This is a genomic window from Embleya sp. AB8, assembly GCF_049739465.1.
Taxonomy (GTDB): Bacteria; Actinomycetota; Actinomycetes; order Streptomycetales; family Streptomycetaceae; genus Embleya.
Genome location: NZ_JBMHHY010000050.1, coordinates 1 through 23,775, shown reverse-complemented (window position 1 = coordinate 23,775; position 23,775 = coordinate 1). Strand labels below are relative to the sequence as shown.

Genomic DNA, 23,775 nt, shown 5'->3' with positions numbered 1-23,775 from the left:
CACTCGCGTGGGGGTCGCTCGCCGTTGTTCGGCTGGCCCTGGCTGGCGCGCTTCTGCCAGCGTTCCGGCCTGGCTCGGCGTGACAGCTGTGGTGCGCCGCTTCGGCTTGGACAAGATCATGCCCCACGCCGCCGCCTATTCGCCGAAGCAGCTCCGGACGCGTTCGAACAACTTCGTGCACGTTCGCAGCTGCGAAGCCAGGAGGTCACCCGTGCCTGCCGCATCCCCCAGGCGCCGCCCGATCTCGTCCTTCTCCCCAGCGAACGTCCACACCATGGACAGCAGGCAGAACGCCAACGCCTCGACGACTTGCGCGACTTCCTTCGGTGACCCCGACGCTCGCCGCCGAGCCGGGGAGTCCGCCCCATTCGTCTCCCGGTAGTACGCGAGACGTCGCATCATCACCCGGGCCTGTTCGACCATTGCGATGTCCTGGGCGTCCGCGCACCCCGCCAGCACCGATGTCGTCGTGTGCTCCGCGGCGTCGAACTCCGCGAACGCGCGCCGCAGACGATCGTCGTCGTCGGAGGCCGCAAGCACGTGTGCGTGATGGAACAGGCGCAGCGATACGTCGCCGTCCCCACCCGCCAAAGACGAAAACGACAGCATCCGCAGATCGTCGACCTCCACCAGATGCTTTACGGCGGCCGACCAGAAGGTCTCGGAAGGCCATGGGGCATGCCGCGACGTGCACGCGTGATACTCCAACGTCCCGTCCAGGCCGACCACGTCCTCGGCGGCTCCCATGCCCTCTGCCCGCACCACCGGCGTCAACGCGGACGCCACGCCTTCGACCGGGGTACGCCCGAACTCGACCGCACCGCGAAACCAGTCGCCAGGGGCCTCGGCCCGTTCCCGAGAGCTCAGGTACCCCGGAATGGCGTCCCTGAGAAAGACCAACGGAAGCGGTCCCCGGACGCCCAGACAACGGGCGTCCATGGCCACCCGTAGCAACGCCCTGCCGTAGACCCCCGACGAACCACCGCCGTTCCTGGCATGGGCGAGCAGCTTCCCCGCCGCGGCCAACGTCTGCGTCACGCGTCCACTATCGGCCGCGGCCTCGGCCGCCAGCGCCAGCGAAGGGTCCGAACGAGCGGCCACACGCAGTTCCTCCATCTCCGAGGAGGAGAACGAGCCGGGCACCGGGATCGACACGGCCGACTTCGCCAACGCACGCAGGTGCATCACACCCTCCCGTCCACCATAGGCAACGGGTTCCGGGGCCTGGTCGAGCGTGTCCCACCCCGTTGCCAACACGACCATCGGCCCGGGCAGTTCGAGCCGCCGGCGCAACGCGGCCGCGCAGTCGTCGCCTTGGGCGCCATGAAGGTAATCATGAACGCCGTCCAACCACAACACCGTCCGTTCACCGAGCGTGGCCGGCTCCAACAGCGCCAACAGGCTGTTCGCGTCCTTGGGGAAGGCCAGCGCCCAGTCCGGCAGACATTCGGTCACCGCCTCGAAGGCCGTCCGGCTCTTGCCCGAACAGGACACCCCGTGCAGCAACACGAACTCCGCGTGCCTCCCCTTCCCGATCCCCTCGAGCCGCTCCCGCAGCTGCCCGTCGTGGGGACGCACCACGTAGGCGGGCAGAACGAACCCCTTCTCGCCGCGTTCCGCATCGGAGATCGCCGGCCGCACCCCCAACATCTGCGGAGGCCACCACGACACCTCCTGCGGCTTGTCCGGGAGCAGGTCCCGACGCTCCCGGTCCCGCGCCGCGTCCAGCGCCCGCCCGGCCAGTCCTGCCGAGATCCCGGCGGAGACCCCGCTCCGTCGGGTCTCCTGAAATGCGCGAAACAACAAGATCCACCAGGACGGGTCCCAGTTCAACGCCCGCGCGTCGGACGAGAGCGGGGGTGCCCGACGAGCCGCCTCCCCCAACACCCTGATCAGTTTGATCAGCTTTTCCTCGGACCCCGGAGGGCGATCCCCGTTCAACCACGAACCCACCGTGGACGGGGACATCCTCACCAGCTCTGCCAGTCCGCGCAGGGAGGGAAACACCTCCCTGGCGACATCCTCCCGATGGACCCGACCCACGGCGGCCAATGCCAGGCCCAGCTCCGAACGCCGGTACTTGTCCACATCCGCCGGCTTCATGGCGCCCGCCCCGTGTCCCTTCGTGTCCAACGCCCGGACCCGTCCACTGGACACCCCACTGGACACCGCTCCCGCGCACTCCACCACCTGCGGCTTCGCCCGACCGCCGTCCACTTGTCCGCACCAGGCTGCAGGACACCCCGTCGGACGGCCATCGTCGACGCATCGCCCGGCACACAGCCGGAAGGACCCACTCCTCGGAGGACACATGAACCACGCCCCGCGCGACTTCCTGGCCACCACCGCAACCCTGCTGGGCCCCCTCGGACTCCTGAGCCTGCTGCTGTTCCTGCTCGTGTACGTCGGCGTCGTCCTGCCCGCGATCTGGTCGCGCGTGCCCGCCCGTCGGACCGCCGCGCATCGCGTCCTGAGCCTGCTGCTCGAACACTTCCACAGGATGCTGCGTGCGCTCCGCGGTCTGTGGACCCGGTGAACGCGCTCCGGGGGATGCGACGCACCGCGCCCCGCCGGTCACGCCCCGATCGGCTGCGGAAGCTCGTACCGCTCCAGCCCCGGCTCCGGGGCCCGCTGTCCTTCGCGACCGAGGTGCCTGGCCACCCGATGACGCACGCTCTCACGATCTGTCGGCGACATCACCTCACCGCTCAGGAGGTAGCCCAGCAGGTCGGCCGAGACCTCGAAGTTCTCGTTGCGGGCCACGATCCGCCCGTTGGGCGCGATCAATACGTCCCGCCAGATCTCGTCCTTCACCCCCCATTCGAGCCTGTTCGCCCGCTCCACCGCGACCCGCAGATCCACACCCTGCTCCACCGCCCGTCGGAGCCCGCGGAACAGCACGATGTGGGCGGCTGGCTTGACCAACAGGCTCCACTTCTCGGCGTCGAGACGGATGCTCGCCAGGGAATGGGGGTAGCGCAATCCCTCCCGGAGGGCGTCCAGCCCCTCCAGCACCGCGAGCCACCAGTTCTTCACATGCTCGTACGACTCCTCCAGACGCTGCACGTCCGGTCGCACCACCGCCTTCTTCTCGTCGAACTCCTCCCGCAGGCCATGCAGTTCGAGCACCGTCTGCACCGTGTCGTACACGGCACTGATCGTCGTCAACTGCCGGCTGCGGTCGGCGATGGTGTTGCTCCGCCAGTTCACGAGGAGCTCGCCCTTGTTGTCGGTGACCCCCAGGGGTTCACCCTCCCGCAGCAGCCACCGGGTAAGGATCGCACTGCCGTCGTCCTCGCTGGTGATGATGTTGTCGCCCCGACCCGTGGGCTTGGCGTTGCGGTTGACCTTGTTGAAGATGCGGCGGGTGTGCTCGGCGCTCTGGAACGGCACGAACACCACGACGAGATCGTCGTTGGGCACCTCCTGGACGTACTTGCCCTCGACCACGGGAGACTGGATGACCTCCCGCAGCGCAGCGAGGCGATGCTGACCGTCCAACACGATGAACTCGCCGCCGTCGAGGGTCAGGAAGCCGATGTCCTCGGACACCGACCGGTACGCCGCGTGCAGCTTGTTCGTGATCCTGTCCAACGACTCGAAGGACAGCTTCGCGTCGACCACCAGCACGATGATCGAGCCGAAGAACCGGTCCTTCGACTGTGCGAGGTAGGGAACGATCTCGTTGTGCACGCGCCTGTCGTTCAGCTCGCGCTGCAACCGTTCCTCGATGCCGACGTTCGCCCAACGGTCCACCTCGCGCGCGGGACGGGCCACCGCGACGAGCTCTCGCGCCTTCATCTTGCACTGATAGAAGTCCGTGGCACCCATGCGCCCCCGGATCACCGGCACGATCGTCGCCATCCCCACACCTCTCACCGAACGTCGCGTCATCGCGATCGGGTCGGAACCGACCCGAGTCCGCACGGTATCCCGCGGTCGTCGGCCTCTCGGACGCCTTCGTCGAGCGATGCGCGTCGGCCGTGCCGAACGCCGTTTCACGACCCCGACTTCGAGCTCATCATCGAGAAAATGGATTCATGTTGTCAATGAGACGGTGGATGTTTGTGCAAACATGAGTACTGTTGTTGCTCACTGAGGTCTCCTGGGGTCAGTGAGACGTCAATACTTGCGCGCGCCATGGCACCAACCAAACGGTCACAGGAACCCGGGGGTCGTCGACCCCCGTTCAGGACAAGTGAGTTCAGCGCCAATGCTCCCCAGCATCACCACCAACTCCGGGCCTCCGTCCCCTCGTTCGTCCCACCGCCACGACCCGGCGGGAGTGGACCCGTGAACGGATTCCTGACCCGCGCCCGAACCCGCATGGCCTCCATCGCCTCCACCACGCTCGCCGCGATCAAGGACCCACGCGAAACCATCGTCGGCCTGCTCACCGGACTCGAACGGGCGGTCACCCGACTGGCCCCCGTCCCTCACGACGACGAGGACACGACCACACCGAAGGACGCCGTCACCGACACCACACCCGCCACACCCCCACTCCCTCCGCCGTGCACCGCGCCGACCCCCGATACCGCCTGCACGGCACACCCGTTTCCTCACGCATCCACGCGCGACGGAGCACCGACCTCCGGACACATGGCCTTCCACGCCCACGCCCTCCACGGCTCGATGCACATGTGGACCACCGCCCCCCACTAACCCTGTCACGACCCGGCCCGATCGACTGGTCCCACCCCACGGCCAGTCGCACCACCCACCTACCGCAACACCCAAGCGGGAACCTCCCCGGCGCCGATCGCACCGCACCACGACCACACACCCCGATCGGGGCGCGCCGCCGCCTCCAGCGCACCTACACCCCACGGGCTAACATCCCTCGGAGGCCACGAGGCGGGCCGTACACCAACAACCCGACAGAAACCGGAAACCCGGACCGGACGCCCGATCGGTGCGGACCCGTGGCGCGCAGCCCCCCAGGACTCGTCACGCGAGGTCCGGCCGCCGCCGGCAGACACGAACCCACCCGCACCGACTCGGCGCAGACCGTTCGCGCTGTACGCGGATGCGCCACTCCCCGGATCTTCGACCGAACACGTCGAGCGACCCGCCAATCCCGCCGTCGCCTTCGAGCCGCGCACCCGCCTCCGACTTCCCCGTCACAACCCGCGCCTCGCGCGCACCTCCCCGCCTACGACGGCGACTTCCCGGGAGGCACGAGGTGAACAGGCCCGACCATGTCCCAAGGTAGGGCGCACAGCCCCATACGCATCGGGATCCGCCTGGGCAAGGAGGCCGGCGTCTATGACGTCGACCCCGCCGACCGTGATCTCGCGGTCCTCCTGCGCGCGCAAGGCTTCGAGCCTGGAATCGACGAACCCCGGGGCCTGGAAACCACCACTGGACCGGGCGGGCGCGCGATGGCCCATCTGCAGGCAGTCCTCGCAAAGCACCCCGCGTACGAGGCGGTCCCCCAAGACGCGACCGGAGACCACACCGCGCACGTGGTCCCCGATCCGGCGGCCACCGTTGCACATCCCGGTTCGGGGACCGCCGACTCGGATCCCCCACGCCCGCGGCTTCCCCGCCGCCTCCCCCCGAAGACATCCAGCCGACCGCCGACGACACCCGCACCGACGGCCGTCCCGTCGCGGAACCGCGGAACCCGCCGCCCAATCGGCCGACTTCGGCGCCCGACGGCCCCGACCGGCCCACTACCGACCACAGCGACGACACCGAGCGGCCGAACCTCACCTCCCCCGACCCGGCACCGAACCCCGCGCACACCGCCTCGGATTCCGCCGAGACGAACCACGACCCCGACGGACCCTGGCCCTACACCACCCGGGACGACGCCCATGCCCAAGCCCGGAGCATCGACGACGCCACCCACGTGTGGCGGGCCTCCATCGACAACCGAACCGACACACCGGACCACGTTCGCGGCTTCCAGGCAACCCTCGCCGACGCGCTCCTCGCTGCCCGAGCCGGACACGACGTCCACCTGGGCGATCCCACCGACGCCACGGACACCCCTACCGTCGGCTCCAACAACCTCCGCGTCCTCACGGACCACACCCGCACCGTGATCTCCGCCATCGAGAACCTGGGCCCGGCACTGAACCTCAAACGCAACGCCCTACGCGTCATGTGGCAGCGCGCGCCGCCACAGGACACCCTCGACACCACGATCCGCAACCTCGACATGGGCACCCTGCGGACGATCGCCTGGACACAAACCCACACCACGCGGCCGACCGAGGCCACGCCACCCACCGCAACTGAGGCAGCCCAACCCCAACCCACCGAAGCCCCAACCCGATCGCCCCGCGCCGCGACACCACGCACCGACCCACCCCCACACCTGCGTTCCGAGTTCGACCACTGGAATGAAATCGCGTTCGAATCCGCCTACCGCCGGCAGGGCCGCCACCGGCGCCGGCGCCGCGACTCCCTCCACCGCCGAGACCACAATGCCCTCATCCGCGCCTGGATCACCGGCACCGACCCCCTCGTCCCCCGGACACCCCCAGCCAACACATCCGCGACCTCCGTGACCAAGGCGACGGCTACCGCGCCGTCGCCCGCACCGCCGCCAGACTCACCGCCTCCCCCAACGCCGCATCGAACGCGCAGCCCTGCACGAACTCCACGCCCGCCACCTCCACCGCCAGGCCGACGCCCTCGACCCGCCCCGCCGACGCCCCGACCCCGGCACACCCCTGGCCCGCCTCGCCAAGGCGCAGGAACACGCCCGACAAGGGATCGCCAGCCGCGACGCCCGGGCGAAGGCCCACCTGCACACCACCGGGCCCCAACACGACCGACTCGTCCGGGACATCCGCGCCGAACACGCCACCGCGCACCAGGTCATGCGCGACGTCCGCGACCGCGCCTGGTGGCGCCGAGCCGACCCCGGACAGATCGCCGCCGTCTGGCAACGCGCCGTCGAATGGTCCGCCCACCACGACGTCGCCGCCGCACAGATCCTGCGCCACATGCGAGGCCGCATCCGCCACTACCTGAGGGGCCCCGCGTTTTTCGGACAGAGCTCTGACTGTCATTTCATGCGGCGAGTCGCAACTCTTCAAATTCGGCGTGTACTTCGTGTGGAGGGCGGTAACCCACGGCCAAGTGAAGGCGTTTGCGATTATACCAGAATTCTATGTATCGGGTGATGTCCCGCCGGGCCGAGTCACGGGTCGGGTAACTCGCGTGCGAGACCCGCTCGTTCTTCAGGGCCCCGAAGAAGGATTCGGCCATGGCGTTGTCGAAGCAGTCCCGGTGCGGCCGGCGGAGCGGCGCAGTCCGAGTTCGCCGAGTACGCTCGCGTACTCGGCCGACATGTAGTTGCTCCCGCGGGCCGAGTAAAAAAATACGGCACCCCCGGCGAGGGTGCGGTTTCGCGCCGCGTTGCGAATCGCGCGGGATATCAGCGGGGCCTGGTAGTGGTCGTCCATCGCGTAGCCGACGACTTCCTTGGTGCAGCAGTCGATGACGGTTGCCGGATAGAGTCGGCCCTCGCCCGTCGGAATGTATGTGATGTCTCCGACGAGCTTTTCGCCGGGAGCCGCGGCGGTGAAGTCGCGGCCGACCAGGTCCGGCACGGGTGCGGACGCCGCCCGGGTCAGCGATCGGCGCCTCGGGCGTGGCCGGCACGGCACCAGGCCCCGGCTCGCGCATGATCCTGCCGCACCAGTTCCGGGCCAGCCGGGGTGTCCCAGCGCAGCAACCGGGCATGGATGCGGCGGTGGCCGTAGGTGCCGTCGGACATCTCGAAAGCCTCGGCGACGAGCAGCGTCAGTTCCTCGCGTCGTTGTGCGGTCGCGGATTCCGGGCGTTGGCGGATTCCGGGCGGTGGCGCCAGTCGTAGTATCCGGATCGGGATACGCCGAGGCGGTCGCACATGAATGCGACGGGATATGCGTACTCCGCGGTGTCGAGTCGCATCGATTCGATGAACTCGTACTTGCCGACTACCGGGGGTCCTTCGCGAAGTACGCTGGTCGGGTGGCCCGGGGGAATCGCACCCCCGGGCTCCCACAGATCCCGGCGTGACAGTCTCCCGTCACCGGGCTCTTCTCGGTCTCACCAGAAAGCGTGGACCCATCGCCACTGCGCGAAGAAACGCGGATATTGACGAGTGGTCCGTCTCCACGCCGCGTGCACCTTGGCGAAGGTCCTCAGCCGCTTGTATTTCTTTCTCTACCAGCGCACCAGGTAGGCGTTGATGCGTCTGAGCAGTGGATACAACTCCGAACGGTGGTACCGCCCGTAGTAGTTCATCCATCCCGACACGACGGGGTTGATCCATCGCGCGATGTCCTGCGCCGAGAAAGTGGTGTAGTGGTGCAGTCGCCAGGACCTCACGCACCGATTCATCCTCTTCAGGGCGGCCTTGGCGACCGCCGGGCCGAAACCGGTGAACACCGTTCTGTGCCTGCTGCGTACGCCCCGCATGTGTCGAACGCGTAGTGCAGGAACAGGTTGGCGAGCACGGGTGAAACGGCGGATCCCTGGGGGGTTCCGCAGTCTCGTTCGGCGGGCGATCCGTCGGGCATCCCCGGTCGCGCAGCCCCGCCAGGGTGTCGGTGTCGCAGGTCGCGACCGCAGCCCGCAACGCGCCGACCCGCAGCGCCGGGGCCTCGCGCTTGGCCAACCCCCGGTCGGCGCGCTCGCGTTGGTGGTCGTCGATCACCTTGCGCGCGGTGGTGGTGTCCGGGATCGGCACCCCGTCCGCGCGATGTCGCGCGCACCCCGCGTACATCGCCCGCCGGATGCTGGAGGGCGCGTAGTCGGCCACGACCAGGTGGGTGACGTAAGCGCCCAGGGTCGCCCAGGTAGTGGGCAACGCGACCCTGGGCGCCGGACGACCGGCCCGATCCAGGGCCGTCGCGCACCACCGATCGAACGCCTCCCAGTCCCGTGCGTACGCGCGGACCGTCTCCCCCGTGCGCCCGCGCAGGACGCGTCGGATCGTCTCGTCGGGCAACTCGAAGTCGGCCGCGCGATACGCGGGGACAACCTCGGCCTCCACCAACGACCCACCACACGGGGCGAGTTCGGCGTCGCTCACCGCGCCCCACCCCGCTGCCCGTGGGAGCCGGCAAAGCTCGGCGGAGACAACGCCACCTGTCGCCACCGAGCGCGGCGGCCGGCACTCGCTTTCCCGGCCCGCCGCGCTGGCACGGAACGAGCGTCGGCCGACACCGAGAGCTCATTCCTCCCTGGCCGCGGCGGGACATCACGCGATGCGGATTCGTCACACCCTCCCCCGGGTCTCCGCCTCGGCTCAACCTCCACGCGCATCGTGCGTACTCCGATCGACCACTCAACGGTTCAGGTCCGGTAATGCGTGTTACCGGACCTGAAAATCGCAGGCGATCCTGCGAGGCCGAACCGATTCGAGCTCGAATGCCTTGTCCCAGAAGCCACGAGAGCAAGCCCCGTCCGCGTCGGGAACCCTCAGACGTCGTTCTGCAGACGTCCCGACGGCGGAGGACGGTTCCCCTCCCGACGCCTCCGCCGGGTGGTGCGGGTCAGCTTCCGTGTCCCGACGGGTGCCCGCATTGTGTGGCTGCTGGTTGCGAGATCATCGGCGACACGTCTCGAGTCAATGCTCGCGATTCGTGAGTGGTCCGGGCCCTCGGGGCAAACGAAATATCGGTTTCTTTCCGTCGGCGCCGTCTGGAATCATGAACATATTCGACGATCTGGCTTGGGGGATGTCGTGGCGCACGGGCAGGGGCTGTTCGACGGGTTCGAGGCCTATCGAACGCCGACCGATGCCGACTACGAGGGCGTTCTTCGTGAAGGATTGATCGCTCTGGATACGAACGTCCTGCTGGATCTCTACAGGATGAATGCCCGCGTTCGCAAGGACATGATGGCCGTCCTGCGCACGCTGAAGGACCGCATCTGGATTCCGCAGCAGATGATCGTCGAATTCCGGCGGAACCGTCAGGGCGAGGAACTCGTTGCCTACCACGAGAAGAAGGCTGCAAGCACGCAGCGATCCCTGAAGGAATACATTGGCAAGTCAAGACACGTCATCGACGATTGGGTCAACAGTGTTCACTCCGGCAGCAGCGGAGAAATCTCCAAACCCCTCTACGACGCGCTGGACCGGATCGAGAAGATCTACGGCGACCTCGACAGGATCCTCCGCGAGCAGGCGGACAGCGACACCGTCCTCGGAATGCGGGACACCAACACGGACCCGGTGATCCGCAGGTTGGAGCCGTTGCTCGACGGGCGGGTCGGGCGCCCCTTCGACGAGCAACGCCACGCCGAGGAGATCACCCGAGCCAAGGAACGGGCGAACGCTGGGACTCCACCCGGCTACAAGGACTTCGAGAGTGGAAAGAAGGGTGATGCGGAGGCCGCCGGGGACTACCTGGTCTGGCGACAGCTCCTCGACGAAGCGCTAGACCGGGAGACGGACGTCCTCTTTGTCACCAGGGACCTCAAGGAGGACTGGTGGCAACACGTGTCCTCGAAACCCACGCGGCTTCCCCGTGTCGAACTGGTCGACGAGCTTCGCGAGATCACCGGACAGCGACTCTTCATGCTCGGGCCCAGCATGCTCATGAGCCACGTCAGTCGGGTCTTCTCGTTGAAGGAGAAGTTCGACGAAGACTCCGTGGCCGCCCTGCAGCGCATCGAATCCGCCGAAGCCGACTCGACCCGGCAGCGAAACTCGACGAGGACACCCAGATACCGGCTCGCCCAGGTTCCCAGAAAAAACAGCGGCGACTACGTCGAGACATTCTGGACCATGGCCCAGATGGTAGACGACACCCCATTGCTCGACGCGTACATAGGAAAGTTCATGGAATGCTTCCCCAGCGTCACGCTCATTCCGGAAGCTCGCAGACGCCTGATGAACCTGGTCTCGCTCGGACTCGCCGTCGTGCACGACGAAAATATCCTCCTGACTCCCTCCGGAAGAAAGTTCGTCGAGAGTCGCGACACGGCATTGCTCTGCACTCTCTTCCTCGAAAGAATCGAAGGCGCCGCCGAAACCAGGGAAATGTTCCGACAGGGACTCGAGACCACCGAGATCAAACTCCGACTGATGGGCCATCCCCAATTGGAGGTCAGCGCCACGCAGTGCGACCTGCTGTTGCGCTGGTTCGAGAAGCTCGACTTGTCGAACTGACCCGGACACCCTCTCTTGGGACTCGACCCGCCCTGCGGCAGACCTGTCCCGTGAGTGATCGTCGTGGGGGGGGGGGGGGGGGGGCCCCCCCCCCCCCCCCCCACGACGATCACTCACCGTTGGGAAGTTCGCGCATGAACGAGTGGGTCGACTGACCCCAGTAGCAGCGGAGATTCTCGAAGATGGCGGGGTCGCGATGCAGGTTCTCGGCCTTGGCATGGGCAAGGAAGAGCAGGTCGAGGGCGGTCAAAGTCCTGCGGATCAAGGCGACGAGCGCATCGACCTCGGTGCCGTTGGCCCCCGCTTTGGCAACGGACTTGAGCGGGTCATAGACATCACGCACGAAGATGTGACGGTGGTTCAGGCGGACGATGGCCTTCTCGTTGAGATGATCGATCTCGAAGATCTCCTTCCCCGACCAGCCACCGTCCACCAATGTGAAGGCGTTCTCCTGGATCTCTTTACGGATCTCCTCCGACCTTTCCCGGTCGTCGGCCAGGCCAAGGTCTTCAAGGATCTCCTGAACAATCCGCGCATTGTCCTCCGAGGTCAGCTTCTTCCTGGCCTGCCCCATCGGGGATGTTTTGTTGCGCGCGCGACGCGGCCGGCATCGCGGCTCTGTGTTCCTTCGCCGCGGCCAGATCCTGCGTCGCTACCTCGCCTCAATGACGCCGGATCTTCTGGCGGGCGAGCTTGACAGGGCGCCGCAGCCAACCGCGACGCTTTGCCCGGAGCTTGTCGACCGGTACAGCCCCTCGCTTGACGTTGCGCACCTGGAAGAAGTCGTCCAGCGTGGCGGGGAACTTCACCTCGATACCGATGTATCGGTCGACCTTGTCCACACCGGCGGGCAGCAGCTTGGGAGCGATGTCGTAGTTGATCTCACGCCGATTTCGGACCATGCTGATCTTCCCGGCACTGTCTTGGATATGGAACTCGCGAATATCACGCCCGCTGTTGTCCCGTGCGCCGCCCACACCGTCCTTCCAGCGGAACTCCACGGGAGCGATGGTGACCGTGACCTCGATGCTCTGACCGTCGACGATCTCGATCGTCCCCCGATCGATCGCCTTTCCCAACAGGCCAGCCTGGGGTACTTCTTGACAATGCACGGGTTGTCCATGAGGAACAGCGGATCGAAGAGCGTGACGTTCGTTCCGTCGAGCTCGAACCTCAATCCCTCGTCCAGGAACTTCCGATAGGCGCGAGCGACGAAATTACGCAGGTCGGCCATCTTCTCATCGAGGCTTGTGCCGAGGGTGCCTCCGTCCTTCAGCCTGTCGATCTTTCCGTACACTACGAGGGTGCCCGAGTCGAAGCCGATGCCGTTGGCATCCGTCATCGATGCAGCAAACTCCTCCGGCCAGTTGTCGACCTCGCGAGCCTGAAGGTGGGTTTACAGCTTTTCCTTGATTTCCTGCAGGTCCAGATAGGCGTGCCTGATGGTGTCGTCGCCCGACTTCCTGATGTAGACGTCGATGCGTTTTCCGAGGCTGAGTCCGGCAAGTTTGAGACCGACCCCGAACCGCCCCAGGCCGTCCCGGCGCCCGTAGCGGTTGCTGAATCCCATGGATAGTACGACCAGGGTGCCCGAAGGGCAGCCGATCTCGCCCAACTCGTGGGTCCGTTCCATGCCGAGTGGACCCACGGTCGGCCGCGGACATCGCCCCCGCGCCCACCCGCCGCTCAGCCGAAGGCTGCTCGGTTGGTGGTCAGGAAGTCGGTGAAGGTGCGTGGGGTGGTGCCGGTCAGGTTCTCCACCTCCCGGGTGGTCGGGGACAGGGAACCGGTGCCGACGTCCGCCCACAGGAAGGCGATGTCGTCGGCGAAGCCGGGTGGGACGCCCTGTTCCTTGAGGCGAGTGGCCATCGCCTCGGCGGTCAGCGCGACCACCTTCACCTGCTTGGCGAGCACGTTCGAGAGTCGGCTCGCGACCTCGGTCATCGTGAGGGCTTCCGGGCCGGTCAGCACGAACGTCTCGGCCGCGCCCCCGGGTTCGGTCAGCAGGACGGCGGCGGAGCGGGCGATGTCGTGGCAGTCGATGTAGGAGACCGGGGCGTCCGTTGCCGGGGCGATCAGGCTGCCGTCGGTGCTGAAGGTGCCCGCGCCGGTGAAGAAGTTCTGCATGTAGCCGTTGGGGTGCAGCAGGGACCATTCGATGCCGGATGCCTTGAGGTGTTGTTCGATCTCCCAGTGGGCGCCCTGGGCGAGTCGGCCGCCTTCCCGGGCGCGCCAGACCGAGACCTTGACGATCCTGGCGACGCCGGCCCGCCCCGCCGCGTCGATGACCCTCTTCTGCTGGGCGATCATCGGCTGCGGCGCGCCGTCCGGCGTCGGCACCGCGCCCGCGCCGTTGAGCAGCACGCGGTCGACGCCGACAAGCGCCGCCGCGATCGACTCGGGGTCGTCGAAGTCCCCGACCACGTACGGATGACCGAGCGCGCGGCCCTTGTCCGCGTCCCGCACGAACGCCTTGAACGGCACCCCGAGTTCGGCCAGCCGACGGACCAGATGTGTGCCGATCGAGCCGGTGGCTCCGGTAACCAGGATCATCTGCTGCTGCTCCTTCGAATCGCACCAAGGGTTAAGATGAGGGCTCCTCGAGATAATAAGATGAGGTGCCCTCACTTTGGCAAGAGGGCAAAGGACGAGAGAGGGGCGGCAGTTCGATGGCCGAGATCAGGACGCGCCGGCCGCGTGCCGATGCGCAGCGCAACTACGAGGGCATCCTCACCGCCGCCGACGCCGCGTTTCGCGCGCAGGGCACCGGTGCCTCCCTGGAGGGCATCGCCCGCGCGGCCGGCGTCGCGATCGGGACGCTCTATGGCCACTTCCCGAACCGCCGGGCGCTGGCCGCCGCCCTGCTCCGCGAACGGCACGCGGCCCTGTTCGAGTTCACCGGCGAACTTCCCGACTGGATGGGCGCCGTCGCCGACCACGCGGCGGCCTACCGGGGCCTGGCCACCCTCCTGATGGCGGGCCTCGACGACGAGGCGTCCGAGCTGCACGAGGCGTGCGAACGGATGGCCGCGATCACCGAGGAGCTCCTGACCGCCGCCCGCACGGCGGGCACCGTTCGCGACGACGTCACGCCGGCCGACGTACACGCCCTGATGAACGCCGCCGCCTGGATGCGCGAACAAGTCGCCGACGAACAGGCCGCGCACCTGCTGACCCTGATGGTCAACGGCCTGCGCCCGGGCGGCGACCACGGATAGCCGCGACCTCGCCGTACTGGTCCCCGAGTTCCGGGGATTCGACGAGCCGGCCCCGGAGAGCGGCCGGGCCATGCGGGCGCTGTGCCGGCGGAGGCACCCAGACCAGGGGCGGCCCGGACCGCGGTGCCCGGGACCTCGGTGCCCGGGACCTCCTCCTGGGCATCCGCGCCTGGGCCCGAGCCGCCGCGCCACACGCCCCGACGCTGCGCCACATCCTGCGAACCGCCAGGCCGAGCAGGCACGTTGCGCCGACCGACGGTCCCCGGACCAGCTACCCACTGATTCACGGCATCGCGCTGCTGCAAAGCGCCCTCGCGCAATCGAATCGACCGACCTGAACTAACCGAGCCCTCCGGCCGACCCCACCCCCAACCCCGACTCGGATCCCAGTCCCAGCCCCAACCCCAATCCCGCCAACGCAAACCCCACCGTATGCACCATGTCCGCCTCCCCCACCGCAGTCCCCGCCCGCAGGTGGTCGTGCAGCGTCGCCAACGTGAGCCGGTACACCGCCAACGCATCGGCCCCCGGATCGCGCCCGGGTGGCGCCCCCGCGGCCACCGCGTCGCGCAGCGGCCGGACCATCGCCTCCACCGAATCCCGCTGCTCGGTCGGGAACGACTCCGCCAACCGGTCCTGTTGGGCCACGAACGGCCGGGTCCGGGCCGCCGCCACCGGATCCCCGGCCTGTGCCAGGACACCCTCGATCCAGGCCGTCACCTTGCCCGCGACATCGCTCGCCGCCGACATCCGGTGATCCAGATACGCCGCCATCCGCCGCCGGCCGTCGTCCAGCAACGCGACGAGCAACTCGTCCTTCGACCGGAAGTGCCGATAGAACGCCTGGTTCGACAACCCCGACTCGCGCAGGATGTCGCGCATCGTGGGATCCAGGCTTCCGGTGCGCTCGACGACCCGGTAGGTCGCGTCGACCAACCGGCGTACCTCCTCTGCGTACACCGCCCACCGCGCCTCCAGCGGGCGGCGGACCGCATCGCCCATCAGGCCCCCGGGGTCGGCCTCGGCCACCGGTTCGATCCCGTCCATCGGCGGTCCCCACCTTCGTTTTCCCCGACCGTGTCCCGACCGTTTCCCCGACACTCTTGTCTGTCGGAACGCCGCATCCTACTATCCAGAACAGCGTTCTGACAGATGCGTGTGACGTTCTCCGATGCTCTCCGTTGCTCTCCGACGTTCTCCTACGTTCTCCCCGTCCGCGAGATTCGGAGCCGACGCGAAGGGACCGCCCATGCAGCGCGAGGTTCTGCTCACCGGGATCGGCGGCCAAGGCATCCAACTGGCCACCGCACTCCTCGCCACCGCGGCCGTCGCCGAGGGGCGACACGCGATGTTCTTCGGCTCATACGGCGGCATGATGCGCGGCGGCAACTCGGACACCACGCTCGTCCTGGGCGACGAACCCGTGCAGAGCCCGCCGACCGTCGGCTCCGCCTGGTCGGCCCTGGTCCTGCACCCCGCGCATGCGGACGCCGTCTACTCCCGCCTCGACGACGACGGCCTACTCGTCCTCAACACCAGCCTGTGCGACCCGGTCCGCACCCCCACCATCGGCCGCCTGGTCCCCATCCCCGCCTCGGAGTTGGCCGCGAGCACCGGCAACCCGGCGGCGGTGACCATGATCGCGCTCGGCGCCTACGCCGCCGCCACCGCCGTGGTCGCGCTCGAATCGCTCCTGGCCGCCGCCACCGAAGTACTCCCGCCGTACCGAGCGCAGCACGCCGAAGGCATCCGCGCCGCCCTCCGCACCGGCCACGCACACGCCGGCCCCGCCCTCCGCGCCTGGCCGGTACTGCGATGACGAAGACGACGAAGACGACGAAGACGATGAAGACGATGAAGATGACGAAGACGATGAAGGCGATGAAGGCGATGAAGGTGACGAACCCGCAGCCCATCCCTCCGCCGCTCAGCCGAGGCACCCTCGTCATCGACATCGACGCCTGCAAGGGCTGCGACCTGTGCATCGACGCGTGCCCGGCCGACGTACTGCGCATGACGACCGACGTCGTCAACCACCGCGGCTACCGCTACCCGCAACTGCTCCCCGGCTGCATCGCCTGCAAGGCCTGCTCGGCCATCTGCCCGGACTTCGTCTTCCAGGTCTACCGCTACGACGAACCCCGCGACGAGACCGGAGGCACCCACGCATGAACGCGTCGACCGCAACCACCACCCGGCCGCCGATCCTGGCCGGTTCGGCCGCGATCGGCGAGGCGATGATCGCGGCCGGTTGCCGGTTCTTCGCCGGATATCCGATGACGCCGTTCACCGAGGTACTCGAACACCTCGCGGCCCGGCTGCCCGAGGTCGGCGGGGTGTGCGTAAACGCGGAGAGCGAACTGGAGGCGGTCGGAATGGCCTGGGGCGCCGCCGCCACCGGCACCCCGGCCGCCACCGGATCCACCGGCCAGGGGCTCTCGCTGATGCAGGAGTCGCTGGCCGAGATCGTCTACGCCCGCCTCCCGCTGGTGGTGCTGAACATGGCCCGCGCGCAGGGCGATTACTTCCAGGCCACCCGGGGCGGCGGGCACGGCGACTACCGACACCTCGTACTCGCGCCGTGCGATGTACGCGAGGCGGTACACCTGACGCAGTACGCGTTCCACCTGGCCGAGTACTGGCGCAGCCCGGTACTGGTCCTGGGCGACTACTACCTGGCGCACACCCATGTTTCCGTCGACGTAGGCCCGATCGACTTCGGCCCCCTGCCGGATCCCACCCGCGACTGGGCCCTGGACGGCTCCTCCGGCGGGACCGGCGCGGCCAAGCTGATCTCGCCGCTGTCCGACCGCAAACAACGGCACGCCGGCGATCGCCACGACGCCGGCTACGACCTGGCCGAGTTCTACACCCGGCACGGCGCGGCGATCGAGCGCATGGTCGCCGAGACCGAACCGCGTGCCGAGACCGGCTTTTTGGCCGACGCCGAGGTGGTGGTGATCGCGTACGGAACACCTGCGCTGTACGTCCGCCAGGCCGTGCACGACCTGCGCGCGCTCGGTCGGCGGGTCGGCTACGTACGCCCGATCACCCTGGTGCCGTTCCCCGGCGAGCTGGTCCGGGCCGCGGCGGCCGGGGCACGGGTGGTCGCGGTGTACGAGAACGGCGGCGGCCAGATGGTGGACGACGTACGGCTGGCCGTACTCGGCGCGGCGCCCGTGCGGTTCATCGGCCGGCTGAGCCTGGACTCGTCCGGCTTCGGGATCGCCCCCGACCTGGACGTGGGCGCGATGCGACGGCGGATCGAGGCGGTGTTCGACCAAGACCGCGAGCACGAGCACAACCGCGACCGCGACCGCGACCGCGACCGGGACAGCGACCGCGACCGGGATCGCAACCGAGACCACCACCGGGACCGGGGACGGGACCGGGACCACACCCAGAACCCCAACCAAGACCTCGAAGCCGACCACGGATCGGCGGCGTCCCAATGACCCCCGAACCCGGCGGAATCGCCCCCGCCGGACGCCGTGAATTGCCCGTGCTGACCGGCACCGCCACCGCGCCCACCTGCGGCGCCCGGCTCGTGCACGACTTCACCCCCGACCTGATCGACGTCGGCGCACACCATCTGTGTCCGGGCTGCGGCGAGCCGATCGCGATGCGCTCGATGGTCGAGCAGGTCCAGGAACTCGACCAGGTCGCCAAGGCGATCGCGGTGTTCGGGATCGGCTGCTACACCGCCTATTCCAACAACCTCGACATCGAGGTGTTGCAGGCCCTGCACGGCCGGGCCCCCTCGCTGGCCACCGGCGTCAAGCGCTGCCGACCCGACACCCTCGTCTTCACCGTCCAGGGCGACGGCGACATGGTCAACGAGGGCCTCCAGGAGGTGTTGCACACCGCGGCGCGCGGCGAGAATGTCACCTGCTTCATGCTCAACAACGGCGTATTCGGCGAGACCGGGGGCCACATGACCGCCGCGACCGTGCTCGGCCAACGCACCAAGAACACCCTGGAGGGGCGCGACGCGGCCCGGCACGGCCATCCCATCCGGCTGGCCGAACTGATCGCCCAACTGGACGGCGCCGCCTATGTCGCGCGCGGCGGGGTGCACGACATCGTCAACATCACCCGCACCACCAGGATGATCAGGAACGCGTTCCGCACCCAACTACGCGGCCAGGGCTTCTCGTTCGTGGAGATCCTGACCATGTGCCCGACCGGCTGGTTCGTGGACACCACCGCCGCGCCGGACTATCTGGCCCGCACCCACGCCGCCACGCATACCCTCGGCGTACTCAAGGAACCGACCCGAGAACCGGCCCGAGAACCGGCCCGGGAACCGACCCGGGACCCGGGCCCGGAAGGGAATCCGGCGTGAGCGAGCCCATCGTCGTCGGCATCATGTACCCACCCGCGTGGGACATCCGACCCGCGCACGTCCTGGCCGCCGAACTCGCCGCGGTACGCGCGCTCGATCCGCGCCTGGAGGTGGTGGACTGCCGCTACGCCGACTCCGACGACCTGCGCATCGCACGCGGTCGGCCCGGCGCCGCAATCGACCCCGAACTGCGCGCCCGCGCACCGGAGTTGACCGCCGAACAGCACGCGCTGCTGGCCCGGGTCGAGGTCGCCCTGGTGGCCGATCTGCCGTTCGGGGTCGCGGCCCTGGCACCGAGGCTGCGCTGGGTACAGAGTTGCGCGGCGGGCAACGGGCAGTTGCTCTCCGCGGGCCTGCCCACCGACCGGATCCGGTTGACGTCCGCCGCCGGGGTGAACGGCGCGCCGATCGCCGAGTTCGTCTTCGCCCGGCTGCTCGCCTTCTTCAAGCGGCATCGCGAACTGGACGCGGCGCAGCAGGACCGGCGCTGGAAGCCGATGTTCGGCGGGCTGGTCCGGGGCCGCACCCTGGGCCTGATCGGGGTCGGTGGGATCGGTACGGAACTGGCCCGTCGGGCCCAGGTGTTCGGGATGACCGTGCATGCGACGCGGCGTCGGGTGGAGGTGCCCGCGGCGCATGTGGACCGGGTCTTTCACCCCGACGACCTGCACGAGATGCTGGCGGGCTGCGATGCGGTGGTGTCGGCGGCGCCGGAGACGGCGGACACCGTGGGCACGATGGACGCCGCCGCATTCGCCGCGATGCGCGAGGGCGCGTTCTACTGCAACGTCGGGCGCGGTTCGTTTGTGGTCGAGCCGGACCTGATCGCCGCGCTGCGTACCGGCCGGCTCGGCGGTGCGGCCCTGGACGTGACGGCCGCCGAGCCGCTGCCGGCCGACGATCCGCTGTGGGACGCGCCGAATCTGTACCTGTCCGCGCACTGCTCCAGCGCGGCCCTCGAACATTTCACCGAGGTCTTCCGACTCTTCCGGGACAACCTGGCCCGCTACCTGGCCGGCGAGGAACTGCGCAATCGAATCGACTCGGACGCGGGCTGCTGACCCCACGATCACCATCACCACCCCTATGCCCGCTGCGGACGAACGAACCGAGGGACGGACGGACGGACGAGAGATGAGCGACGAGACCGAACGTGAAGCCACATCCGAAGCCGAAGCCGAAGCCGAGACCGAACCCGAAGTCACATCCGAAGCAGCGACCGAACCCGAAGCCACTCCCGAAGCCGAGACCCGACCGGCCGCCGAGCGCACCCTCGGCGGGATCGGCACGCGGGTGTTGTTCGAGGACGATCGGGTCCGGATCTGGGAGTTGGACCTGGCCCCGGGCGCACGCAGCGACGCGCATCGCCACGAGTTGGACTACTACCTGATCCAGATCGCGGGCGATCGGATCGCGGTCGAGCCCGAGCCGGACAGCGAGGGCGAATACCGCGACTACTTCGCGGCCGACGTGGTCCCCGGCGTGGTGGTCCCGATGCGGCGTGGCGGCGTGGAGACCGCGGTCAACGTCGGCGAGCGGCGGTATCACGAGATCATCGTCGAGCTGAAGGACCGGTAGCGCCGATGCCACCCGGTCTCCTCATCGGCAGTGTGTTCGCCGGCGCCGCTCGGGCCGTCCCGGACCGGCTCGCGGCGGTCCTGGGCGACGACGCGCTCACCTTCGGTGCACTGGACGCGGCGGCCACGCGGACGGTACGCGCGCTGCGCGCGGCCGGCGTCGGGCCCGGCGACCGGGTCGTGTGTTGGCATCGGACCACGCTGGAGATCCTGCCGGTATTCGCGGCGTTGGCCCGGCTCGGCGCGGTCTTCGTGCCGCTGAGCCCGGGCCTGTCCGCCGCCGAGGCGGCCCGGACGGCGCGGGTGGCACGGCCCGCGCTGCTGATCGTCGACGACACGGTGCCAGCGGCGGAGGTCGGCGCGGCGACGGGCGTGCCGGTGCTCGGGCTCGACGGGTTGGCGGATCCGGTCGATGCCGTGCCGGCGCCCGCGCCCGCGCCCGCACCGGCACCGGCACCCGCACCGGAGTCGAAGTCGGAGTCGGAGTCGAAGTCGGAGTCGGAGTCGAAGTCGGAGTCGGAGTCGGAGTCGGAGTCGAAGTCGGAGTCGGAGTCGGAGTCGGAGTCGAAGTCGGAGTCGGAGTCGATCGTCGGCCCGGAGGAGACCGACCCGCACGTCGTGTTCTTCACCTCCGGCAGCACCGGACTCCCCAAGGGGGTCGTCCTGTCCCACCGGACGAATGTGCTGCGCAGCCACCCCGGTGCGCAGCTCGAACCGCGGGGCGCGATGGTCTGCCCGTACCCGCTGTTCCACATGGGCGCCTGGACGATCGCGCTCCAGCAGTGGCAGGCGCGCGACACCCTGGTACTGGTCGCCCGGCCCGACGGCGCGGAGATCGTCGCGGCAGTGCGCCGGCATCGGGCGACCCGGCTGAACTGCGTACCGGCGGTGTGGCAGCGGGTGTTGGACACGCTCGCGGCGGAGGAGCCGGGCGGCGGCACCTTGGAAACCGTGCGGTTCGCGGACACCGGTACGTCGCAGACCCCGCCGGAGTTGCTCGCCGCGATCGCCAGGGCCGCGCCGAACGCCGTGCTGCGGGTCTTCTACGGCTCGACCGAGGCCGGCAACGTGGCCTCGCTCGACGGGGCCGACATCCCGTGCCGGCCGGGCAGTTGCGGCGTACCCGGCCCCTTCCAGGAGGTCGAGGTCGCCGCCGACGGCGAACTGTGTGTGCGTGGCCCGCTGCTGTTCGACGGCTACTTCGACGACGAGGCGGCCACGCGCGCGGCCCTGCGCGATGGCCGGTACCACACCGGCGACCTGGCCACAGTGGACGCCGACGGCTACCTGACCATCACCGGCCGGGTCGGCGAGCTGATCCGCACCGGCGGCGAGGCGGTCGCCCCGGCCGAGGTCGAGGCGGTGCTGGTCGGGGTCGACGGGGTCCGCGAGGCGGCGGTGGTCGGCCTCCCGGATCCCACGTGGGGCGAGCTGATCTGCGCCGTCGTGGTCCCTACCGACCCGAGCGACCCACCCGCGCTCACCGCCCTCCGCGCCGCCTGCGCCGAGCAGTTGGCCGCGCACCAGCACCCACGTCGGGTGGTCCACGTCCCGGACCTGCCGCGCACCGCCGCCACCGGGCAGGTGTTGCGCCGCGTGCTGGTCGAGCGGATCACGGCGGCGGATCGCCGGGCGGCGAACTGAGCATCCGCCGGCGGGCCTTCCCGGGTGGGTGCTCGGTGGGTGGTCGGTGGGTGGTCGGCGGGTGCTCGGCGGGTGCTCGGCGGGTGCTCGGGGAACACGTTCCGCGTTGTTTGCATGTTGTTCGGTTAGTCCTTTCGGGTGTTGGGCTCGATTGGGGCTTCGGGGGCGGGTCCGGTGCGGTAGACAGGTGGGCATGCCTCTGAAGACGCGGGCCGCCAGGGTCGGCTCGATGGATGTGAATCGCATGGCCCCGGTGGAGTTGCGGGTGTTCGCGCTGTTCGCCGCCGCAGCCGCGGCGGGGCAGCCGATCACCATTCGCGAGGTGGCCGGCCTGGCCGGGCCCAATGGGCGCACGATCGGCTCGCGCAGCGCGCTGACCATCGCCGGCGATCTGGTCGACAGCGGCCTGCTCGCGCTCTCCCCGCCGCTCGCCGCGGTCGGCCTGGACGGGCCGATCGAGGTGTCGGTGGCCGGTCGCGGCGCGGTCGAGAGTGTGGCCAAGCCGGTGCTGCCGCGCCCGCTGGCTCCGACGATGCCGGAGCTGCGCGAGCCGACCGCGCCGCCCGATTCGGTACGCGGCCCGCGGCCCACGCCCGAACCGCGCGTGTCGAAGGAGGCCCGCCGCCCGCGTGAGCCGAAGGGTGCCCGGGACGGCGAGCAGATCGGGCTCAAGCGATTCGGCGTACTCACCGTGCCGCCGGGGCTGCCCGCGCCGCTGCTGGCCGAACTGACCGCGATCGTCGAGGGTTTCCGTGCCCATCAGGCCTCCGGCGCGGCGGATCTGACGGTGGTTGCCGAACTGACCAAGCGCAAGGCCGCCGCGCTCACCGTGTGGGCCGACGCGCCCTATCCGCTGGGCACGGGGTTGGTGCGCGCCGAGGCCGAGCGGGCCCGGCGGGCGTACGAGACGACGCTGCAGCAGTTGGCCCAGCAGCGCGGCATCCCGTGGGAGAGCGCGCGGCCCGACGCGGAACCGGGTGGGCACTGGGCGGTGAGCGGGCTCGGCGAGCCGGTGCGCGGCGCGCTGACGTACATCGGCCGGACCGCGCCCGGCACCGCGCCGGTCGCCCGACTGCTCGCGCTGGTCTGCCTGTTGCGCGGGGTCGGTTCGGGCACGGCGAATCTGACCGGGCCGGACCTGCGGGGGGTGTGCGGGAAGGACGCGGAGTCGGCGGTCGGCGAGCTGACCGCGTCCGGGTGGCTGGCGGTCGACGCCGAGGAGTTGCTGGCCACCGAGGAGGACCCGGTCGGGTGTGGGGTTCCCGGGGCGGCGGGCTTCTCGCTGGGCAAGCTGCCGCGGACCCGGTCGTCGGGGTGGGTGGCGCGAGTGATCGGCCACAAGAAGTTGCGCAAGCAGCCGGCGCAGGTACGACTGGCCGCGCTCGGCATCACCGCCCACTCCGACGCAAGCGGCGACGCCCGCGCGGAACTCGACTTCCTCGCGGGCCTGACCGCGACCGACGCCGAAGGGGTGGCGGCAGCCGCGGAGGTACTGGTCGCCGAGGGCTGGCTGACCGAGGCGGTCGTCGAGGACGGCGTACTCCGCGCCCAACTCGCCACCGACCACCTGATCTTCGTGGACGCTCTCCGCACGAACACCCCGGTGCAAACCCTTCAGGCGGCAGCAAAGGCCGCTGCATCCGCCGCGGAGGCGGGGGCGGGATAAGCCCGGCCTCCGGCCGAGGCCGCCTCAAGCGCCGGCGCGGCTACTTCGCCTCAAGTGCCGGCGGGGCTATTGATAGCCCCGCCGGCGCCTGAGGCCAGACAGCCGGGCCGGCGCTTGAGGCCACTCAGCCTCGCCGGCGTTTGAGGCGAAACAGTCCGGCTGGCGCCTGAGGCCAAATAGCCCCGCCGGCGTTTGAGGCG

Annotated in this window: 24 protein-coding genes; 13 read left to right on the top strand and 11 right to left on the bottom strand. The window is 69.3% G+C overall.

The window, feature by feature from the left end; genetic code table 11:
* Positions 1–135 precede the first annotated feature (135 nt).
* Positions 136–1,641: a hypothetical protein gene (locus ABIA38_RS43605; protein WP_424644597.1), complete on the bottom strand. Its 1,506-nt coding sequence runs from the start codon at positions 1,639–1,641 to the stop codon at positions 136–138.
* A 670-nt stretch (positions 1,642–2,311) separates the two neighbouring features.
* Here ABIA38_RS43605 and ABIA38_RS43600 point away from each other — a divergent pair.
* Complete coding sequence (locus tag ABIA38_RS43600; protein WP_424644596.1) at positions 2,312–2,536, top strand: hypothetical protein; 225 nt, start codon at positions 2,312–2,314, stop codon at positions 2,534–2,536.
* Between the two features lie 38 nt (positions 2,537–2,574).
* On the opposite strand, the gene ABIA38_RS43595 is transcribed toward ABIA38_RS43600, so the two are convergent.
* On the bottom strand, positions 2,575–3,864 hold the full coding sequence (locus ABIA38_RS43595; RefSeq protein ID WP_424644595.1) for a DGQHR domain-containing protein: 1,290 nt from the start codon (positions 3,862–3,864) through the stop codon (positions 2,575–2,577).
* A gap of 429 nt (positions 3,865–4,293) precedes the next feature.
* Here ABIA38_RS43595 and ABIA38_RS43590 point away from each other — a divergent pair, with 429 nt between their 5' ends.
* Positions 4,294–4,665, top strand: coding sequence for a hypothetical protein (locus ABIA38_RS43590; protein WP_424644594.1), 372 nt, complete (start codon positions 4,294–4,296; stop codon positions 4,663–4,665).
* A gap of 1,868 nt (positions 4,666–6,533) precedes the next feature.
* On the opposite strand, the gene ABIA38_RS43585 is transcribed toward ABIA38_RS43590, so the two are convergent.
* The 4 genes from ABIA38_RS43585 to ABIA38_RS43570 all read right to left on the bottom strand — a co-directional run bounded on the left by ABIA38_RS43585 (position 6,534) and on the right by ABIA38_RS43570 (position 8,334).
* Positions 6,534–6,962 carry a hypothetical protein gene (locus ABIA38_RS43585; RefSeq protein WP_424644593.1) on the bottom strand — a complete coding sequence of 143 codons (429 nt, stop codon included), beginning with the start codon at positions 6,960–6,962 and terminating at the stop codon, positions 6,534–6,536.
* 67 nt (positions 6,963–7,029) lie between these two features.
* Positions 7,030–7,227: an IS3 family transposase gene (locus tag ABIA38_RS43580; RefSeq protein ID WP_424644592.1), complete on the bottom strand. Its 198-nt coding sequence runs from the start codon at positions 7,225–7,227 to the stop codon at positions 7,030–7,032.
* Positions 7,200–7,571 (bottom strand): DDE-type integrase/transposase/recombinase, encoded by a 372-nt coding sequence (locus ABIA38_RS43575; protein WP_424644591.1) that lies wholly within the window; start codon positions 7,569–7,571, stop codon positions 7,200–7,202. The genes ABIA38_RS43580 and ABIA38_RS43575 overlap by 28 nt, the downstream gene beginning before the upstream one ends.
* A gap of 598 nt (positions 7,572–8,169) precedes the next feature.
* Positions 8,170–8,334: a group II intron maturase-specific domain-containing protein gene (locus tag ABIA38_RS43570; RefSeq protein WP_424644590.1), complete on the bottom strand. Its 165-nt coding sequence runs from the start codon at positions 8,332–8,334 to the stop codon at positions 8,170–8,172.
* 221 nt (positions 8,335–8,555) lie between these two features.
* Between ABIA38_RS43570 and ABIA38_RS43565 the strand changes: the two genes are divergently transcribed.
* Both ABIA38_RS43565 and ABIA38_RS43560 read left to right on the top strand, forming a co-directional pair.
* Entirely contained in the window at positions 8,556–8,759 is a 204-nt protein-coding gene (locus ABIA38_RS43565) for a hypothetical protein (RefSeq protein ID WP_424644589.1), read from the top strand.
* 923 nt (positions 8,760–9,682) lie between these two features.
* Positions 9,683–11,125, top strand: coding sequence for a PIN-like domain-containing protein (locus tag ABIA38_RS43560; protein ID WP_424644588.1), 1,443 nt, complete (start codon positions 9,683–9,685; stop codon positions 11,123–11,125).
* A gap of 109 nt (positions 11,126–11,234) precedes the next feature.
* On the opposite strand, the gene ABIA38_RS43555 is transcribed toward ABIA38_RS43560, so the two are convergent.
* The 4 genes from ABIA38_RS43555 to ABIA38_RS43540 form a co-directional block, all read right to left on the bottom strand.
* Positions 11,235–11,699 (bottom strand): hypothetical protein, encoded by a 465-nt coding sequence (locus tag ABIA38_RS43555; RefSeq protein ID WP_424644587.1) that lies wholly within the window; start codon positions 11,697–11,699, stop codon positions 11,235–11,237.
* 88 nt (positions 11,700–11,787) lie between these two features.
* On the bottom strand, positions 11,788–12,204 hold the full coding sequence (locus ABIA38_RS43550; RefSeq protein ID WP_424644586.1) for a hypothetical protein: 417 nt from the start codon (positions 12,202–12,204) through the stop codon (positions 11,788–11,790).
* A 317-nt stretch (positions 12,205–12,521) separates the two neighbouring features.
* Positions 12,522–12,758 carry an ATP-binding protein gene (locus ABIA38_RS43545; RefSeq protein ID WP_424644585.1) on the bottom strand — a complete coding sequence of 79 codons (237 nt, stop codon included), beginning with the start codon at positions 12,756–12,758 and terminating at the stop codon, positions 12,522–12,524.
* 53 nt (positions 12,759–12,811) lie between these two features.
* Positions 12,812–13,678, bottom strand: a complete 867-nt coding sequence (locus tag ABIA38_RS43540; protein WP_424644584.1) for an SDR family oxidoreductase — start codon at positions 13,676–13,678, stop codon at positions 12,812–12,814.
* 116 nt (positions 13,679–13,794) lie between these two features.
* Between ABIA38_RS43540 and ABIA38_RS43535 the strand changes: the two genes are divergently transcribed.
* On the top strand, positions 13,795–14,343 hold the full coding sequence (locus ABIA38_RS43535) for a TetR/AcrR family transcriptional regulator (protein ID WP_424644583.1): 549 nt from the start codon (positions 13,795–13,797) through the stop codon (positions 14,341–14,343).
* A gap of 339 nt (positions 14,344–14,682) precedes the next feature.
* Here ABIA38_RS43535 and ABIA38_RS43530 read toward each other — a convergent pair whose 3' ends face one another.
* A complete protein-coding gene (locus ABIA38_RS43530) occupies positions 14,683–15,390 on the bottom strand; it encodes a TetR/AcrR family transcriptional regulator (protein ID WP_424644582.1) in 708 nt (235 codons plus the stop codon).
* 202 nt (positions 15,391–15,592) lie between these two features.
* On the opposite strand from ABIA38_RS43530, the gene ABIA38_RS43525 reads away from it, so the two are divergent.
* The 8 genes from ABIA38_RS43525 to ABIA38_RS43490 all read left to right on the top strand — a co-directional run bounded on the left by ABIA38_RS43525 (position 15,593) and on the right by ABIA38_RS43490 (position 23,575).
* Positions 15,593–16,162 (top strand): 2-oxoacid:acceptor oxidoreductase family protein, encoded by a 570-nt coding sequence (locus ABIA38_RS43525; RefSeq protein WP_424644581.1) that lies wholly within the window; start codon positions 15,593–15,595, stop codon positions 16,160–16,162.
* The gene (locus ABIA38_RS43520; RefSeq protein ID WP_424644580.1) at positions 16,159–16,515 is read left to right on the top strand and encodes a 4Fe-4S dicluster domain-containing protein; all 357 of its coding nucleotides are present in this window, start codon (positions 16,159–16,161) and stop codon (positions 16,513–16,515) included. The genes ABIA38_RS43525 and ABIA38_RS43520 overlap by 4 nt, the downstream gene beginning before the upstream one ends.
* Complete coding sequence (locus tag ABIA38_RS43515; RefSeq protein WP_424644579.1) at positions 16,512–17,798, top strand: hypothetical protein; 1,287 nt, start codon at positions 16,512–16,514, stop codon at positions 17,796–17,798. The genes ABIA38_RS43520 and ABIA38_RS43515 overlap by 4 nt, the downstream gene beginning before the upstream one ends.
* Complete coding sequence (locus tag ABIA38_RS43510) at positions 17,795–18,688, top strand: thiamine pyrophosphate-dependent enzyme (protein WP_424644578.1); 894 nt, start codon at positions 17,795–17,797, stop codon at positions 18,686–18,688. Before ABIA38_RS43515 ends, ABIA38_RS43510 begins: the two co-directional genes overlap by 4 nt.
* On the top strand, positions 18,685–19,749 hold the full coding sequence (locus tag ABIA38_RS43505; protein ID WP_424644577.1) for a D-2-hydroxyacid dehydrogenase: 1,065 nt from the start codon (positions 18,685–18,687) through the stop codon (positions 19,747–19,749). The genes ABIA38_RS43510 and ABIA38_RS43505 overlap by 4 nt, the downstream gene beginning before the upstream one ends.
* A gap of 73 nt (positions 19,750–19,822) precedes the next feature.
* Complete coding sequence (locus ABIA38_RS43500) at positions 19,823–20,266, top strand: hypothetical protein (protein ID WP_424644576.1); 444 nt, start codon at positions 19,823–19,825, stop codon at positions 20,264–20,266.
* Positions 20,267–20,271: 5 nt separating this feature from the next.
* On the top strand, positions 20,272–21,909 hold the full coding sequence (locus tag ABIA38_RS43495) for a class I adenylate-forming enzyme family protein (protein WP_424644575.1): 1,638 nt from the start codon (positions 20,272–20,274) through the stop codon (positions 21,907–21,909).
* Positions 21,910–22,102: 193 nt separating this feature from the next.
* Positions 22,103–23,575, top strand: a complete 1,473-nt coding sequence (locus tag ABIA38_RS43490) for a hypothetical protein (RefSeq protein WP_424644574.1) — start codon at positions 22,103–22,105, stop codon at positions 23,573–23,575.
* Positions 23,576–23,775: the final 200 nt, after the last annotated feature.

Coding starts and splice junctions, on each gene's coding strand:
- ABIA38_RS43545 (WP_424644585.1), bottom strand. CDS start 12,758: ATGGAACGGACCCACGAGTTGGGCGAGATCGGCTGCCCTTCGGGCACC.
- ABIA38_RS43490 (WP_424644574.1), top strand. CDS start 22,103: ATGCCTCTGAAGACGCGGGCCGCCAGGGTCGGCTCGATGGATGTGAAT.
- ABIA38_RS43515 (WP_424644579.1), top strand. CDS start 16,512: ATGAACGCGTCGACCGCAACCACCACCCGGCCGCCGATCCTGGCCGGT.
- ABIA38_RS43580 (WP_424644592.1), bottom strand. CDS start 7,227: ATGGCCGAATCCTTCTTCGGGGCCCTGAAGAACGAGCGGGTCTCGCAC.
- ABIA38_RS43495 (WP_424644575.1), top strand. CDS start 20,272: ATGCCACCCGGTCTCCTCATCGGCAGTGTGTTCGCCGGCGCCGCTCGG.
- ABIA38_RS43555 (WP_424644587.1), bottom strand. CDS start 11,699: ATGGGGCAGGCCAGGAAGAAGCTGACCTCGGAGGACAATGCGCGGATT.
- ABIA38_RS43540 (WP_424644584.1), bottom strand. CDS start 13,678: ATGATCCTGGTTACCGGAGCCACCGGCTCGATCGGCACACATCTGGTC.
- ABIA38_RS43525 (WP_424644581.1), top strand. CDS start 15,593: ATGCAGCGCGAGGTTCTGCTCACCGGGATCGGCGGCCAAGGCATCCAA.
- ABIA38_RS43510 (WP_424644578.1), top strand. CDS start 17,795: ATGACCCCCGAACCCGGCGGAATCGCCCCCGCCGGACGCCGTGAATTG.
- ABIA38_RS43530 (WP_424644582.1), bottom strand. CDS start 15,390: ATGGACGGGATCGAACCGGTGGCCGAGGCCGACCCCGGGGGCCTGATG.
- ABIA38_RS43595 (WP_424644595.1), bottom strand. CDS start 3,864: ATGGCGACGATCGTGCCGGTGATCCGGGGGCGCATGGGTGCCACGGAC.
- ABIA38_RS43600 (WP_424644596.1), top strand. CDS start 2,312: ATGAACCACGCCCCGCGCGACTTCCTGGCCACCACCGCAACCCTGCTG.
- ABIA38_RS43535 (WP_424644583.1), top strand. CDS start 13,795: ATGGCCGAGATCAGGACGCGCCGGCCGCGTGCCGATGCGCAGCGCAAC.
- ABIA38_RS43500 (WP_424644576.1), top strand. CDS start 19,823: ATGAGCGACGAGACCGAACGTGAAGCCACATCCGAAGCCGAAGCCGAA.
- ABIA38_RS43520 (WP_424644580.1), top strand. CDS start 16,159: ATGACGAAGACGACGAAGACGACGAAGACGATGAAGACGATGAAGATG.